17 protein-coding genes and 2 tRNA genes are annotated in these 15,527 nt (G+C 65.3%); 6 read left to right on the top strand and 13 right to left on the bottom strand.

Annotation, left to right across the window (positions count from 1 at the left end; all coding sequences use genetic code 11):
* The first annotated feature begins 57 nt into the window (after positions 1-57).
* From hpt to NKT36_RS12820, 5 genes are read left to right on the top strand one after another with little or no spacing between them, the layout of a single operon-like run.
* The gene (hpt, locus tag NKT36_RS12840) at positions 58-624 is read left to right on the top strand and encodes a hypoxanthine/guanine phosphoribosyltransferase (RefSeq protein WP_327051448.1); all 567 of its coding nucleotides are present in this window, start codon (positions 58-60) and stop codon (positions 622-624) included.
* A gap of 2 nt (positions 625-626) precedes the next feature.
* Complete coding sequence (locus tag NKT36_RS12835; RefSeq protein WP_327051447.1) at positions 627-947, top strand: hypothetical protein; 321 nt, start codon at positions 627-629, stop codon at positions 945-947.
* A 52-nt stretch (positions 948-999) separates the two neighbouring features.
* Entirely contained in the window at positions 1,000-1,251 is a 252-nt protein-coding gene (locus NKT36_RS12830; protein WP_327051446.1) for a hypothetical protein, read from the top strand.
* 1 nt (position 1,252) lies between these two features.
* Positions 1,253-1,780, top strand: coding sequence for a hypothetical protein (locus NKT36_RS12825; protein WP_327051445.1), 528 nt, complete (start codon positions 1,253-1,255; stop codon positions 1,778-1,780).
* Between the two features lie 9 nt (positions 1,781-1,789).
* Entirely contained in the window at positions 1,790-1,999 is a 210-nt protein-coding gene (locus NKT36_RS12820) for a hypothetical protein (RefSeq protein ID WP_327051444.1), read from the top strand.
* Here the strand turns inward: NKT36_RS12820 and NKT36_RS12815 are convergent.
* From NKT36_RS12815 to NKT36_RS12765, 11 genes are all read right to left on the bottom strand, one after another.
* The gene (locus tag NKT36_RS12815) at positions 1,996-2,253 is read right to left on the bottom strand and encodes a hypothetical protein (protein ID WP_327051443.1); all 258 of its coding nucleotides are present in this window, start codon (positions 2,251-2,253) and stop codon (positions 1,996-1,998) included. The two genes, NKT36_RS12820 and NKT36_RS12815, sit on opposite strands and share 4 nt — an antisense overlap.
* A 90-nt stretch (positions 2,254-2,343) precedes the next feature.
* On the bottom strand, positions 2,344-2,790 hold the full coding sequence (locus NKT36_RS12810; protein WP_327051442.1) for a hypothetical protein: 447 nt from the start codon (positions 2,788-2,790) through the stop codon (positions 2,344-2,346).
* Entirely contained in the window at positions 2,787-3,275 is a 489-nt protein-coding gene (locus NKT36_RS12805) for an LEA type 2 family protein (protein ID WP_327051441.1), read from the bottom strand. Before NKT36_RS12805 ends, NKT36_RS12810 begins: the two co-directional genes overlap by 4 nt.
* Before the next feature lie 104 nt (positions 3,276-3,379).
* Complete coding sequence (locus tag NKT36_RS12800) at positions 3,380-4,759, bottom strand: ABC transporter ATP-binding protein (protein ID WP_327051440.1); 1,380 nt, start codon at positions 4,757-4,759, stop codon at positions 3,380-3,382.
* Positions 4,729-5,880: an ABC transporter ATP-binding protein gene (locus tag NKT36_RS12795; protein ID WP_327051439.1), complete on the bottom strand. Its 1,152-nt coding sequence runs from the start codon at positions 5,878-5,880 to the stop codon at positions 4,729-4,731. Before NKT36_RS12795 ends, NKT36_RS12800 begins: the two co-directional genes overlap by 31 nt.
* Before the next feature lie 4 nt (positions 5,881-5,884).
* Positions 5,885-6,853: an ABC transporter permease gene (locus NKT36_RS12790; protein ID WP_327051438.1), complete on the bottom strand. Its 969-nt coding sequence runs from the start codon at positions 6,851-6,853 to the stop codon at positions 5,885-5,887.
* Positions 6,854-7,843, bottom strand: a complete 990-nt coding sequence (locus tag NKT36_RS12785) for an ABC transporter permease (RefSeq protein WP_327051437.1) — start codon at positions 7,841-7,843, stop codon at positions 6,854-6,856.
* A gap of 153 nt (positions 7,844-7,996) precedes the next feature.
* The gene (locus tag NKT36_RS12780) at positions 7,997-10,042 is read right to left on the bottom strand and encodes an ABC transporter substrate-binding protein (protein WP_327051436.1); all 2,046 of its coding nucleotides are present in this window, start codon (positions 10,040-10,042) and stop codon (positions 7,997-7,999) included.
* 124 nt (positions 10,043-10,166) lie between these two features.
* Entirely contained in the window at positions 10,167-10,442 is a 276-nt protein-coding gene (locus tag NKT36_RS12775; RefSeq protein ID WP_327051435.1) for a hypothetical protein, read from the bottom strand.
* A gap of 242 nt (positions 10,443-10,684) precedes the next feature.
* Complete coding sequence (locus tag NKT36_RS12770; RefSeq protein WP_327051434.1) at positions 10,685-11,377, bottom strand: type 1 glutamine amidotransferase domain-containing protein; 693 nt, start codon at positions 11,375-11,377, stop codon at positions 10,685-10,687.
* Between the two features lie 254 nt (positions 11,378-11,631).
* Positions 11,632-11,706, bottom strand: a tRNA-Met gene (locus tag NKT36_RS12765).
* A gap of 145 nt (positions 11,707-11,851) precedes the next feature.
* On the opposite strand from NKT36_RS12765, the gene NKT36_RS12760 reads away from it, so the two are divergent.
* The gene (locus NKT36_RS12760; protein WP_327051433.1) at positions 11,852-14,110 is read left to right on the top strand and encodes a DUF2298 domain-containing protein; all 2,259 of its coding nucleotides are present in this window, start codon (positions 11,852-11,854) and stop codon (positions 14,108-14,110) included.
* 561 nt (positions 14,111-14,671) lie between these two features.
* Here NKT36_RS12760 and NKT36_RS12755 read toward each other — a convergent pair.
* Together NKT36_RS12755 and NKT36_RS12750 are read right to left on the bottom strand one after the other, a co-directional pair.
* Positions 14,672-14,742 (bottom strand) — tRNA-Gly (locus tag NKT36_RS12755).
* A gap of 48 nt (positions 14,743-14,790) precedes the next feature.
* On the bottom strand, positions 14,791-15,426 hold the full coding sequence (locus NKT36_RS12750; RefSeq protein WP_327051432.1) for a class I SAM-dependent methyltransferase: 636 nt from the start codon (positions 15,424-15,426) through the stop codon (positions 14,791-14,793).
* Positions 15,427-15,527 lie beyond the last annotated feature (101 nt).

The raw sequence follows: 15,527 nt of genomic DNA, 5'->3' as shown, positions 1-15,527 counted from the left end.
TGACGCGCACGGCTCGTGATACCGGCACCTTTTTCCTGTGGGTCGAATACCCCCAACATGGACCAACTGAAGCAGTCGCTGCTCGACGCCCCTATCATCGAGAAGAACGGATACCACTACTTCGTCCATCCGGTCAGCGACGGGATCCCCGTCCTCGAACCGAGCCTCCTCCGCGAGATCGTCATCAAGATCATCCGCAAGGCCGACCTCGAGAACGTCGACAAGATCGTCACGCCCGCGGCGATGGGTATCCACATCTCCACCGCCGTCTCGCTGATGACCGACATCCCGCTGGTCGTCATCCGCAAGCGACAGTACGGCCTCGACGGCGAGGTCGCGCTCTCCCAGCAGACGGGCTACTCCGAGAACGAGATGTACATCAACAACGTCGAGGACGGCGACCGCGTGCTCGTGCTCGACGACGTCCTCAGCACGGGCGGCACGATGAAGGCCGTCACCGAGGCGCTGGGGTACATCGGCGCCGACGTCGTCGACATCGTCGCCGTCATCAAGAAGGTCGGCGAGAACGAACTCGACGACACCGACCACGACGTGAAGACGCTCATCAACGTCGACGTGGTCGACGGCGAAGTGGTCATCGAGGACGAAGACGGCGACGGGTAACGATGCCGTCGCGCCAGTTCCTCGCGATGCTGTCGACGACGGCGCTCGTCGGTGGGGCGCTGCTGGTCGGTGACGCGCTCCACGGCGGCGTCGTGACCAGCCAGTACTCTCCCACGTCGCCGGCGGCCGTCTTCCGGGTCGTCCCCGGCGTCGCCCTCATCTGGGTCGGCTACCGCCTCAAGATCCATCGCGATAGCCTCGTCACCGACATCCTCACGGAGAGCACGCCGTCGGTCGAATCCGACGAGGAGGAGTTCGACGAGGATATGTCGCCGCTCGGGGACGAGGGGCTGGAGCACCTCGAAACGCAGGACGACGAGTGAAGACAAGGCGAAATTGCAGAACTTTTAAGCTTGTTCCACAGTACCACAAACCATGGCGCTCAAAAATAGCGTGCCGAAATCCCTCCGTGGTCCGGTTGGGTTCCTCTCTATCACCGTGGCCCTGTTGAGTACGGTCGTCGGATACATCTTCGTGATGTTCGGACTGTCGCTGTACTTCGACCTCACCAGCCTCGACCCCGGAGCCATGTCGAAGACCGAATCGCTCGTCGTCCTGGCGGTCGGTATCGCCACGCTCGGGCTGGGGTACACCGGCTGGCGCGGCTTCACCTACTTCTCGTACTGACATGGAGATCCGAAAGCACCCTGACGCCCCCGACCCCGAGGAGCTGGCGGAGCTCGTCGTCGAACCCGTCCCGCGCGAGGAGATCGAGCGTCGACGTTCGGACGGACAGGTGCTCGTCGAGGACAACGTCCGCGAGCGCGAGGACCTCGACGTCATGGCCTACCTCAGTCACAAGACCGACGGTACCGACAGCTCGAACATCGGCGTCGGACTGTACCGGCTCGTCCAGCTGTTCGGGACGCCACAGCTCCCCGAGTACGAAGCCGGCGAGGACATCAGCTGGCGGACCGACGCCACGTTCAAGTACCTGTTCCGGGCGACCCATCGCGGCGACCACGACGAACTCCCGTCGGAGTGGCTCATGACCGTCCACGACTCCCACGTCCGGTTCGCCGCGAGCGTCGCAGAGTGGCGCGAGGACGACGAGCCGTTCACCGCGGACACGAAGCTTGCCCTCACCACGTACGCACTCGCACAGCAGCTCGCGGCCGACCCCGTGGAGTGCGTCTACGAGGACGTCCCCTTCTGACGGTCCTGCATGGACGACCCTGGAACGAGACTGGTCGACCTCCTCTTCGACGAGACGAACCGCATCCTCGGCCTGTTCGTCCTCGCGACCCTGCTGGGGCTCGCCAGTCTCACCCTCTTTTTCCTCCACCGCGGTCCGCCGACCAGACTCCAGTTCGCGCTGCTCACCGGGGCCGTCGCGATCTTCTTGTACCTGACGTTCCAGAGCAACGCTCGCTAGCGCGTGAGCAGGTGCATCACCGCGAGCGCCACCGCGATGGTACCGACCAGCAGACCGGCGAACACGGGCACCAACATACCGTACCCGTAGACGTCGTACCAGTACCCCGCGTAGGTGACGAGCAGCAGCGCAGGCACCGAGAGGACGTACAGCAGGGAGGAGACGTAGCTGGCGAGCGTCGGGTCGTCGCCGTGCTTCGCGTACGTGCCGCGTTCCCGGACGGAGCGTTCTCGCTGTGGGGTGTCCTTCGTCACGGCACAGTCATGGCGTGAAAGCGATAAAACGTCCACGGTTTCTCACGTGCCAGACGATACGTTCCACCCGGACGCCGACGGTCGTGGCGGTCAGGTGTACGCGTCGACCACGACGGCCGTGAGGTACCCGCTGAAGTACGCCGCCGCGTAGAGGAACATCGCACCCACGAGGGCCGATCCGAGCAGTGACGGCAGCAACACGTCCCGAACCGTCGGCGAGTAATGGAGCACCCACAATGGGGAGATCCACACGCCGACGAACGCGACGACGCCGGCGAAGAAGCCGGTCATCCCGACGCGGATGCTCTCCCGGAGCGTGTTCGAGAGCAGGTGGGCGTACGCGCCACAGAGAGCCGTGATGACGAGCAGGACAACCGGGTCCACGTCTGCCGCCATCAGCCCTTGCTTGACGTAGACGAACGTCGCCAGACCGGCCGTCACGCCGGTGGCGGTTCCCTTCCCGAGCGTCACCAGCGCGTTCCACACTCGGCGGTGTTCGTATCCGGAGTCCGACCAGCCGTTCGGCGTCTCGGTCACGGCTCGTCACCTCCGACCGTGATCGTTATCGAGTTGTCGCCGATCTCGCCGTCGAGCTCCCCGAGGTAGCGGAGGCCATCCGTCTCGATCGCGCGACGAGTCTGGTCCGCGTGCTCGGCGTCGATCTCGACGGTGCCGGTGATGCGCTTCGTCTCACCGCTCGGAATCGTGGTCTTCGAATACTGCATCGTCGTACCGGTGGACAGCTTCGTGTCGCCGTCGTAGACGTTCACGCGCCCGCTGTTGAACTGAACCGCACGGGGCGTCGGATTGTGAACCGCGAACGTGACTGCAACCGCCTCGCCGTCCTCCGTCATCTCGACGTCGGTCGGCGACACCGTGATGTCACCGACCTGGTAGGTCGCGAGGTGACCGTACACGGTCGGGACGAGGAGCCAGAGCGTGACGAGGGCGGTGAGGAGGACGGCGGCCACGACGAGGGGACGTTCCGGGCGGGCGAGCGACCGCATGCGCGATGCTGACATGACGATAGGTCTACGTTCGGATATCACTCACCTAAGAGTTTCGCACGAGACGACGGAACGACGATAACGAGAGGCGACGAGGTCGTCCGCGACAGTCGGTCGTCTCAGTCGGAGGCGTCGGGCGCGACCGGTTCGGCGCTGGAGGAGGACGACGACTCGTAGAGGTGGCAGGCGGTGGTCTGCTGGCCGGTCTCGCGCTGGTCGGGGTGCTGGTTGGCACAGAGGGTCTGGAACGCACCGTCGAGTTCCGCCTCCGCGGCCTCACGGTCGCCCTCGGCGAGCGCACGGGCCGCCGAACGGAGCGTCTCCTCGGCGTCCCGCGACAGATCGAGCGCCGCCAGGTCGACCGTCGTCGCTGTCTCGCCCTCGATACGATGTTCCTCGGGGACTTCGAGCGAGAGCCCGTAGGACAGCAGTTCGTCTGCGAGCGCCTGCTCGTCCGCCGTCTCCGGGTCGGCAACCACGTCCTCGACGGTGAGTTCGCCGGTCAGCGTCAGGCGCTTGAACTTGTACGCGCGCCGGAACCCGGCCTGACTGCCCGTCCAGTCCTCCGGCGGGATGATCTTCGAACAGCGCGGGTGGAACCGGCACCCGGATGGCGGGTTGCGCGGGTTGGGGACCTCCCCCGTCACGTTCGCGCGCTGGCGTTCCGCGTACGCGTCCACCTCGGGGACGGCGTCGAACAGCGCCTCCGTGTAGGGGTGTTTCGGGTTCGTCACCACGTCGTCGGTCGGCCCCTGCTCGATGACGTTCCCGAGGTACATGATGGCGGTCCGGTCGCACATGTACCGGATGAGCGAGAGGTCATGGCTGATGAACAGGTAGGTCAGGCCGTACTCGTCCTGGAGTTCCTTCATCAGGTTCAGCACGCCCGCCCGGATGGAGACGTCGAGCATCGACACCGGTTCGTCGCAGACGACGAAGTCGGGGTTGACGACGAGCGCGCGTGCGATGGCGACGCGCTGGCGCTCCCCGCCAGACAGCTCCGACGGGAACTCGTCGAGGTACGTCTCCGCCGGGGCGAGTCCGACGTCCTCCAGCACCTCGACGACGCGTTCACGGCGTTCCGAGTAGGAGTCGCCGATGTCGTTGGTCTTCAGCGGCTCGACGACCGACTGGAACACCGTCATCCGTGGGTTGAGGCTCTGGAACGGGTCCTGGAAGATCATCTGGACGCGTCGGCGGAACATCTTCTCCTCCTCGGCGGACAGATCGGTGATGTCCCTGCCGTCGAACTCGATCGACCCCATGGTCGGATCGTACAGCTTCACCAGGAGCTTTCCGAGGGTGGTCTTCCCACACCCGGACTCGCCGGCGATGCCCATGATGTCGCCCTCGTTGATGGTGAGGCTGACGTCGTCGACTGCACGGACGGGCGTCGGTTCGCGACCCAGCAGCCGGTCGACGACCCCCTGGGACGTGTCGAACAGCTTCGAGACGTTGTCGATCTCTATCAGTGGTTCTTCGCGTTGATTTGCTGCCATGTTTCCTCCTTGCGTGCTTCGGTTCGCATCGCGTCGAGTTCGTCGACGCGATAGCAAGCCGAGCGGTGCGCGGACGCCGTCCCGGCCTCGGTTCGTTTCCCGCTCGCTGCCTGTTCGACGTCGTACATCGGCGGATGTTCGGAGTGACACTCCTCGATGGCGAACGGACACCGGTTCGCGAAGCGGCAGCCGTCGCTCGGGTCGAGCAGCGTCGGAGGCGTCCCGGGGATCGAGACGAGGTCCTGGTCGGCCTTCTCGACCGTCGGGAAGGAGTTCTTGAGCCCCAGCGTGTAGGGGTTGGCTGCCTCCTCGAGGACGTCGGCCTTCGGCCCCGACTCCATCATCTTCCCGCCGTACATGACGGCGAGCTTGTCACAGATCTCCGCCATGACGCTGATGTCGTGGCTGACGACGAGGATGGCGACGCCGAACTCCTCCTGCAGTTCCTCGAGTTCCTCCAGGATGCGGTCCTGGATGATGACGTCGAGCGCCGTCGTCGGCTCGTCGGCGATGAGCAGGTCGGGACTGCACGCCATCGCCATCGCGATGACCGCGCGCTGTTTCATCCCGCCGCTGAACTGGTGGGCGTAGTCGTCCGCTCGTTCGGGGTCGATACCGACTCGTTCGAGCAGGTCGCGCGCGCGCCGGTCCGCCTCCGCCTTCGTCGTCTCCGGCTCGTGACGGAGGATGGCCTCGACTATCTGGTCGCCGACCTTGTAGACGGGGTTGAGCGCGTTCATCGCGCTCTGCGGGACCAGCGCGACGTTGCGCCACCGGACGTCGCGGATCTGCTGGTTGTCGAGCTGTGCGAGGTCCGTCATCCCGTCCTCGCGGACCGGATACTGGTCGTCCTCGATGATCTCGCGACGGGGCTCCCCGCGCTCGTCCTCCCAGTGCGGGAGCGTCCCGTCGAACCATATCTCGCCGTTCTCGATGTGGCCGTTCGAGTCCAGCAGGTGGACGAGGGACTTCGCCAGCGTGGTCTTGCCACACCCCGATTCGCCGACGAGACCGTACGTCTCGCCGTGTTCGACGCTGAAGTCGACGCCGTCGACAGCGTGAACCTGCTGGCCGTCGGCGTCGTACCGAACGTGAAGGTCGTTTACTTCTAGCAGTGTCATGATATCAGTCCTGTGGGTTGACGACGTCTTCGACGGAGAAGCCGATGAAGTAGAACGCCGCGGCGATCGACGTGATGGCGAGCCCCGGCGGGATGAGCCACCACGGCGCGCTGAAGATGAACCCCGACGCCTTGACGTTCTGGATCATCAGTCCCCACGAGTTGGTCGTGAAGTCGGCCAGCCCGAGGTACGCCAGCGACGCCTGGGCGAGGATCGCCACCGCCGCGTCCTGCGCGAGGAAGACGAACGCGAGCGGGACGACGTTCGGAAAGATGTGACGGAAGACGATCCGGGTGTCGCTCGCGCCCGCAACCTTCGCGGACTCGATGTAGGACCGCTCCTTCAGCGACAGCGTCTCGCCGCGGATGAGGATGCAGTTGTTGAGCCACGACGTGATGGCGATACCGAAGATGATGTTCGTCGTGCTGATGCCGCGGATAGCGACGAGGACGATGAGGAACGGGATGAACGGCATGCCGTACATCACGTCCACGATGCGCTGGACGAGTTCGTCGACCCAGGTGTCGCCGTAGAACCCACTGATGAGCCCGAGGGGGACGCCCACGAGGCTGGACAGCAGGCCGGCCGCGAAGCCGATGTAGAGCGCCGAACGGGCGGCGTACACCATCTTCGTGAAGATGCCGTATCCGAGCTTGTTCGTGCCGAACGGTGCGAAGAACTCGTCACCGGTGAGCGAACCGAACGCGGGCGGGTGGGGAAGCTGTGCCCGCTGCTGTTGCGTGAGGTACGCGCTCGCGTCGCTGCCGGCGAACGCGCGCCACTCCATGCCGTGCGGTGCGAACACCGACGGGAACAGCGCCCACAGGATGTAGACGGTCAGGATGAGCAGTCCGATGACGCCCATCCGGTGGCGCGTGTAGCGGTCCCAGCCGCGACGGAAGCGTTCGATGCGCGGTTCCCAGCGTTCCTTGAAGTCGTTGACCCTGGAGGCCTGTTCAGATTCCGTCGACATCTATGATTCCTCCCCGAACTTGATCCGCGGGTCGAGTATCGTGTACACGATGTCGGTGAGCAGTCGCATAGCGACGATGATCACCGCGAGCAGGAAGAACGTCGCCTGCGTTATCGGGTAGTCCTGTTGCAGGACCGCCGTTATCATCAGCTTCCCGATGCCGGGCCAGCTGAACACCTGCTCGATGATGACGCTGCCGTCGATCATGAACGCGATGCCGACGATGGCCTGCGTCGCCACCGGGATGAGCGCGTTCCGCGCCGCGTGCTTCATCATCACCGTCCGCTCGCTGAGTCCCTTCGCCTGCGCGAGGAACACGTAGTCCTGGCTGGTGACGTTGTTCATCGACGGACGCATGACGAGCATCGCGCCGACCCAGCCCACGAACGCCATGCTGATGAGCGGCAACGCGATGTGATGGAGGATGTTCGTCATCGCCGTGACCGGCGTCCACGTGAACTCCGCGAACTGGTCGAGCATGAACGTGGACTTGAGCAGCTCGAGTTTGTGATCGAACAGCCAGATGAACAGCCACGCGATCCAGAACGGGGGCATGGAGTACATCGTCAGGCCGGTCGCGAAGATGGACTTGTCCTTCTTCGTCCCGCGCCACCAGCCCAGGTACATCCCGACGAGCGGCCCCACCGTGTACGCGACGATGAACGACGACCCGAAGAGGATGAGCGTCCGTGGCAACCGGCGGATGATGAGAGACCAGACCGCCGTGCGCTCCGTCGGCGAACGACCGAACTCCCCGGTCTGGTAGTTGATCATGAAGTCGATGTACTGTCTCCACAGCGGTTCGTTCAGTCCCCAGACCTCTCTGAGTCGCCTGACCTGCTCGGCGTCCATCTCCCGGGTGATCATGCTGCTGATGAACGACCCCGGCATGCTCCTGACGAGCACGAACAGGATCGTCATGATGACCAGCAGGGTGAGGTAGGAGACCACCAGGCGTTTCGCCAGATAGCGTGCGCTGATGTTTGTCATGGTTGCATCTTCGTCGTGTCCGATTTCCTGATTAGCATATTACGTACGGCTGCGTATCCCAAGCATGGGACAGACTCATTATCAATGTAATGATTATCAAACTTCGTCGGCGTTGCACCCGTCAAAAAACGAGCGAGGAGGGAGGACGTCCGTTTACTCCTTCACGTTCTCTTTCAGGTAGATGTTGTTGAACTGGTCCGTCCAGGTCGCGTAACCGGGGTCGACGATGCCCTCGATGTAGCCGCCGAACTTGGCCGTGTTCATCGGCCAACGGTACTTCGCGTAGTCCATGAGCATGTAGGGCTGGTCAAGGTAGATGCGCTCCAGCGCCTTCGCCCACTTCTTGTTGCGCGGCTTCGTGTCGTAGGTCGAGTACGCGTCCTCGATGAGATCGTCCGCACTGCCGCCGGTGTTCCCGTAGTTCATCGCGTTCGCGGAGAACACTTCCGTGTCGTTGCCCGCGTTCCGCGAGTGGAAGGTGGCCTCGATGGAGAGACCGAACGAGTTCCAGCCACCCCATCCCATGGGGTAGATGTCGAACTGTTCGGTTTCGTACACCCGCTCGCTCATCGCGTTGAACTCGATCGGCGTCGTCTTGATGGGGATACCGACGAGGCGGAGGTTCTTGGTCCACTGCTGGAGCGCCTTCGCCTCGTTGGGCTTGTCGCCCGGCGGGTCCATGAGCAGCGTGATCGCGTCGCCGTCCATCATCTCGGGGATGGTATTGCCGTTGACGCGGATCTCCTTGTCCGCACCATCCTGTTCCCTGATGGCCTCGGACACCGGTTCGCCGAAGCTGTAGTCGTGCTTCGCGCTCGACCGACTCGCATCGACGCCGGAGAACGTGCCGGGCACGTCCTTCCCGGCGAACGTGCCGCCGTCCGCGCCGATGACCTTCCCGCTCGTGAGGAAGTCACGGATGGCCTGTTTGTCGACCGTCTTGCCGGACTTCCGGCGGAACGTGAACATGTTCGTCTCCGGTGCTTCGAGCAGTTTGGCATCGTGGACCGTCTCGGGGCGGACGGCACGGTAGCCCGGCGGCTGTGCGTAGTCGCCGTCGATAACGTAGCCGCCCTTCAGGCTCTGCGTCCAGAACTTCTCGTCCCAGGCGAACGCCATCGCCTGCCGCATCGACACGTCGTCGAGCGGCGCGCGGCGCAGGTTGTAACCGATGTAGGTGAAACCGCTGTCGAAGGCTTTGACGAGACCGAGTCCGGACTGTTTTCGCGCCTTCGGAATCTTCGAGGTGTCCAGCGTTCCGTAGTGGGTGTCGATGTCGCCGTTGAGGAACGCCTGCGTCTTCGGGTTCTTCCCGCCGTAGACCTTGAAGTTCACGCCGTCGAGGAACGGCCCGCCGTGGATGACGGAGGGGTGTTCCTTCTTCCAGTCGAGCTTGTTGAGCGCGTACGTGTTCTCGACGTAGTCGCGCCGGGTCTTGAGCTGCATCGACGTGTCGGGCTTGAACTTCACGAGCTTCGCCGGCCCGGTACCGACGGGGCCTTCCTCGCGCTCCTCGTGGGGGGCGTACGCTTCCCAGTCGACGTTCGACCAGATGTGCTTCGGGATGATCGGTACGCTAGCAAGGATAGCGGACTCCCACGTGCCGACCTGGTTGGACATCTTGATGTGGATGTCCCAGTCGTTGCTGGCCTCCTCGACCGCCTCGTAGTCGTTCCAGGCGGTCCACTCGCCCGGTTCGTTGTCGAGCAGGAACTGGTGGGAGAACAGCACGTCCTCAATCGGCTTGAACTCCTCGCCGTCGTTCCACTCCAGTCCTTCCGTGCGGACGTTCGCGTAGATGTCCGGTTTCTCCGAATCGGTGTTCTCGATCGTCCAGTCAGTGAAGACGCCTTCGTGGAACTCGAACGTGATCGGGTCCTGGGTCAGACCGAAGTCGTAGACCGGGTACCACCCGACTGCCGCGTACACGGAGCCGGACGTCATGATGTTCGAGGTGTCCGGGTTCGTCGCCATCCCGTACCGGAGCGTGCCACCGCGTTCGATCTGGTCGGGACCGATGGTGTTCTCGGTGGCGGTGGTCGTACCGGTGCCACTGGGGCCGTCGTCGGTCGTGCTGGTATTGTTCCCTCCACCGCCGGAACAGCCGGCCAGCGAGAGTGCGACCGCACCGGCACCGCTCGCCTTCAGAAAGTTACGTCGACTGTCATCCTTACCACTTGGGTTGCGTCGCCGTGGCATACCATACACTTGTACAAGATGTATTTAAAGATAATGATTAACAGAAGGTTTTTGTTTCCGCGGGAATAAGGAACCCAAGAATAGGACTGGGGCAATCTACTCGACAGTTGCAAACTTCACCGGGTCACCGGGACCTGTTCGCGCTCTCCTGCGCCAGAGTGCCGTAGTAGATCGTCCCGGCCACGGCAGTCGTCCCCATGACGAGATAGGAGTCACCAGGCAGCATGCTCGGGTTGTCCGGCGCCCAGACGACGCTCAGTCCCGACCAGAGACTCGCCAGCGCGAACCCGGCCGTCAGCAGCCACAGCCCGGTCTGTTCACGTCCCTTCCGGTGGACGACGAGACCACCGGTCATCGCGAGACCGGCCATGATCGCCAGCACGCCGCGCGTTCCGAGCACAATCGATTCCTCTGGCGCAACTGTGTGGAGCAAGTGAATAAATCACACGCTTCGACGTGACCCTGCGTCCGTGGACCTCTCGTTACGCCGACTTCCCTTATCCTACGTCGTACGCGAGGAAGCCACGGACGTGGAAGCGATGAAATGGAGACGGAAGACGGCGTACAGCGAACGGTGCAGTCGGCAGGCCGTACGACAGTCGACGCCCCCGGCGGGAGAGCGCCCTCGCTTGCCGAACGGCGTTACGCCGACGTCCGGACGCCGAGCTGGTCGAGCAGTTCGACGGCCGCCGCGTGCGACGACCCCGGTCCGCGGCCGGTCACGAGGTCGCCGTCGGTCCGCACGCAGGTGTCCGCGTCGAGGTCCGAGTTCCAGTTGCCGCCCGCGGCCGTCACCTCCGTCTCGACCCAGTACGGGAGTTTCCGGCCGTCCGGCATGCAGTCGTTCTCGTCGACGATGTCCTCCTCCCACTCGTTCGGGAATCCAGTGACGTCGCGGCCGTCCGCGACGGGGGTACCGTCGTCGTCGCGGGTGAACGCGAGCAGGCCGACGGCGTGGCAGACGACCAGCGCCGTCCCCTCGTCACCAGCGAGGGCGTCGCGGAGCAGCCCGCGTGCGTGCCGGTCCTGGTTGACGTCCCACGCCGTTCCGTGACCGCCCGGGAACACGACCGCGTCGTAGTCGTCCGCGTCGACGGTCGCGATGGGTGCCGGGTCGGCCAGTCGCGGGTCCGTCTCGTGGACCTCGCGTACGCGTTCGGCAGTCTCCTCGCCGACGGCGTCCGGGTCGACGGACCGCTCGTCGACGACCGGTTTCGACCCGGTCGGCGTCGCGACCGATATCTCGACGCCCGCGTCCGAGAGCGTCTCCAGCGGTTCGACGCACTCCTCTCCCCAGTACCCTTCCTCGCTAACGACGAACAGTGCTGATGTCATCGTTTCCGTTACGGAAGTTCCGGTAATAAGTGGCGGGGCCGCCTGGGTTCGTGCCGGTTTCCCTGCCGTGAAGGCCCCGAAGCTACGTGAACGGAGCGCCAGCGACGATACATATGGGGAGACGAACAACAATGAGGACCCGCTCGTCCCGGAACGAATCAATGACGGGAACCTCGTGACGAACCAACGGGATCGATGACGGTCGAACGGAAGACAGAGCAATCTCGCTGGGGGAGGAAAATTCGGAAGGAAAGTAGCGGGAGGTAGATTTGAACTACCGATCTGCGGGTTATGAGCCCGCCGGAATCTCCTGGCTATCCCATCCCGCTACTATCTGGTAGTCCGGTTTTGTAGTTAAGGGTTGTGATTCGAAGACGGCGTGGCATTTCGTGACGGCCTCGCCGCGGGCGACTTCTCGGCGACCTTTCACGTCCCCAAGATGTTTATCTATCCGGGCCGCCACCAACGACCTGAATGGAGTACGCGCTCGTCGTCCTGTGGCTGGTCGCCTACTACGCGTTCGCGCTCGCCGCGCTGCCGGTCGCCTCCGCCCTCTTCTCTCGCTTCCCGGACCGCGGTGCGACGCTCGCACTACCCGTCGCGCTCGGGACCGTGACGCTGCTCGCCGACTGGTTCGGCCAGGTCGCGTTCACGTCTGCGACCGTCGCTGTCGCCGTCGCCGTCGTCGTCGCTGCATCCGCGCTGCTCGCTCGCGACCGCGACCTCGACCTGCGAGCGTACGCGGAGGCGATGGCGGTGTTCACCGTGGCGTTCCTGTTCCTCGTCGCCGTCCGGGCGGTCGACCCCGCCATCACGCCACGTGCCGGCGAGAAGTTCCTCGACTTCGGCCTGCTCAAGTCGCTCATGCGCGCGCCCGCGCTCCCGCCAGAGGACATGTGGTGGGCCGGGGAACCCGTCGCGTACTACTACGGCGGCCACCTCATGACGGCGGTCCTCACGACGATAACGGGGACGCTCCCGCGCTACGCCTACAACCTCGCGCTGGCCGGCTTCTACGCGATGCTCGTCACGTCCGTCTACGGGCTCGCGGGTGCCGTCGCCGACAGCCGCGGCGCGTCCCGACGGCTCGCCGGCGGGCTGGCGGCCTTCTTCGTCGCGTTCGCGAGCAACCTGTTCACCGCCCTGCGCCTCGCCGCGGGCGTCCTCCCCGCGTCGCTGTCGACGCACGTCGCCACCGTGCTGGAGATGGACGAAGGCCTGGGACTCGCTCCGAAGGACTTCTTCTACTGGGACGCCAGCCGCGTCATCCCCGGCACCATCACGGAGTTCCCACTGTTCGCGTACATCAACGGCGACCTCCACGCGCACATGATGAGCCAGCCGTTCCTCGTGATCGTCGCCGCGCTGACGTACGTGGCCTATCGGACGCCTGCCGAGGACACCCGCCGACGGCAGGCGATCGTCTTCGGCGCGCTCCCGGCCGCGTCCGGCCTGGTCGCCACCACCAACTTCTGGAGCTTCCCGACGACGCTGGGCGTCACCTGGCTCGGACTGACGTTCGCCGACGCCCACCCGCTGTCACTCCTGCCACGCGTCGCGGCGCCGGCCCCCGACCGACGACTCCGGGAGGAGCTCGTCCGCATCCTGGGTGCGCTGGCCGTCACCGCCGTCGTCGGCGTCCTGGCGTTCGTCTGGGCCGGCCCGTTCGTCCTCAACGTCCTGCTCGGCGCAGCGGGGTCGCGCGGCATCGTCTTCTTCCCCGACCGGAGCAGCTTCGTCGGACTGCTCGTCGTCCACGGCGCGTTCCTCGCCGTGTTCGCGCTCTACCTCGGCTCGTACGCGAAGCGCACCGTGACCGACAGCGCCACCGAGGTCGGCGCGCTGGGCGCGGCGTTCCTCTTCGCCGGCTGGCAGTGGAACGTCGCCGCTATCGCGCTCGTCGCCCCGCTCCTGTTCGTCGCGTGGGCGCTGCTGCGCACCACCGACGGCGTCGACTTCGAGACGGTCCTGGTCGTCGCGGGCGCGGGACTGGTGCTCCTCGTCGAGTTCGTCTACGTCCGCGACAACGCCGTCCCGACCCGGTACAACACGGTGTTCAAGGTGTACATGCAGGTCTGGGTGCTGTGGGGGACGGCCGCCGGCGTCGCGCTCGCGAGCCTCGTCTCGGGGGCGGTCCCGGACTGGGACGTCCCCGGCCTCCCCGTCTCCAGACGGCAGGTGAGCGCCGTGCTCGCCGTCGCGCTCGTGCTCTCGACCGGCGTCTACGGCGTCTTCGCGCTGGGCGAGCACGTCGCCGCTGACAAGCGCATCCACCGCGCGGACGACCCGACGCTGGACGGCAAGGCGTTCGTCGAGTCCACGCACCCGACCGAGACGGCGGCCATCGCGTGGCTGGACGCCCGGAGCGGCCGGCCCCACATCGTCTCCGCGCCCGGGAAACCCTACCAGTGGTCGAACCCGGCGGCGTCGCTGACGGGCCTCCCGACCGTCGTCGGCTGGACCAAAGAGCGCATCTACCGCGGCACGGACGCCTACCGCGAGCGCACGGCGGACGTCGATCAGATATACACCGCCGACTGGGAGACCCGCGAGCGCCTGCTCGACCGCTACGACGTGCGCTACATCTACCTCGGCCCGCACGAGACCGAGCGGTACGGACGGGTGAACACCGACTTCGACAGGTATCCCGGCATCTCGCAGGTCGACCACTTCGGCAGCGTCCGCATCTACGAGGTGAACCAGACGGTCGTCGGGAACGCGAGCGGAGCGTGAGGAGCGAATGCGGCGGCGGGGAGTTCACCGAGCGCAGCGAGGTGAACGTCGGTCGGCAAACGACCACAGGGAGTGCGCCGACCGGGATTTGAACCACGCGAAGACGGTCGCCTCGCTCCGCTCGGCGCTGCGTCTTCTCTACTTCAAATCCCTCGGCCGATTTTCCGTCTCCCGCAGTGGCGAGCAGATGAACTGCTCGCCGTGTCGGTCGCCGAAAAATGCGCCGACCGGAATTTGAACCGGAGCAAGACATTCCTACTCGGTCGCTGCGCTCCCTGCGTGGGCTGTGACTTGCAGGGCTCAAATCCCTTCGTACCGCATTCGCTCCTCACGTCCGTTCGTCGCAGAAGTGCGCCGACCGGGAGTTCACCGAGCGCAGCGAGGTGAACGTCGGTCGGCAAACGACCACAGGGAGTGCGCCGACCGGGATTTGAACCACGCGAAGACGGTCGCCTCGCTCCGCTCGGCGCTGCGTCTTCTCTACTTCAAATCCCTCGGCCGATTTTCCGTCTCCCGCAGTGGCGAGCAGATGAACTGCTCGCCGTGTCGGTCGCCGAAAAATGCGCCGACCGGGATTTGAACCCGGGCCATGAGCTTGGAAGGCTCAGGTCCTACCACTAGACCATCGGCGCGCCGTATCGCGTTCGCATCCCCGATTTGCGCGTCGCGGTTTAAGGGTGTTACTGTTCTTCCGCGCGGACGACGGCGTAGCAGTTGCCGCTGGAGACGAACGTCTCGACGGGTGCGAGCGCGCTCGCGGCCACGTCGTCGCGGAACTCCGCTGGCGAGTAGATGTGGTAGAACCGCGGCACCGTCTCGCCGCCGGGCAGCGTCCAGTCCACCGTGGTGTCGAACCCCGACTCGCGGTCGAAGCGGTCGTGGGCGGTGCTCCAGGTGCTCACGAGCGCGCGGCCGTCCGGCGCGAGGACGCGGGCGAGTTCGTCGAGGCTGGTGATCCGGTCGGTCCGGGTCGGCAGGTGGTGCAGCGCCGCGACGTACACCCCGAGTCCGACGGTGGCGTCGGCCAGCGGAAGCCGCGCCGCGTCGCCCTGTAGAAGGTTGACCGCGAACGAGCGCTCGCGCGCCCGCGCTCGCGCCTCGCCGAGCAGGCCGCGGCTCACGTCGACGCCGACCACGCGGCGGGCGCGCCCAGCCAGCAGTTCCGCGTGGCGTCCGTTGCCGCAGCCGACGTCGAGCGCCACGTCCGCGGTCCGCTCGTCGAGGAAGGACTCGACCTCGGGCCACGGGTACTCCCGCGTCTCCGCGAAGTGCCCCGCGATGCGGTCGTAGGTCTCGCGCACGTCCCGACCGGTCATGGTCGACAGTCGCGCGCCGGAGCGTAAAGACGCTACGGAGCGGGCGAACGAGCGGACCCCTGCGGCGCACGCCGCTGGCTCGGCGACACGAGTGGCCACCC

It is taken from the genome of Halomicrococcus gelatinilyticus (genome assembly GCA_024227995.1).
Lineage (GTDB): Archaea > Halobacteriota > Halobacteria > Halobacteriales > Haladaptataceae > Halomicrococcus > Halomicrococcus gelatinilyticus.
This window is presented reverse-complemented; position numbering and strand designations above follow the sequence as displayed.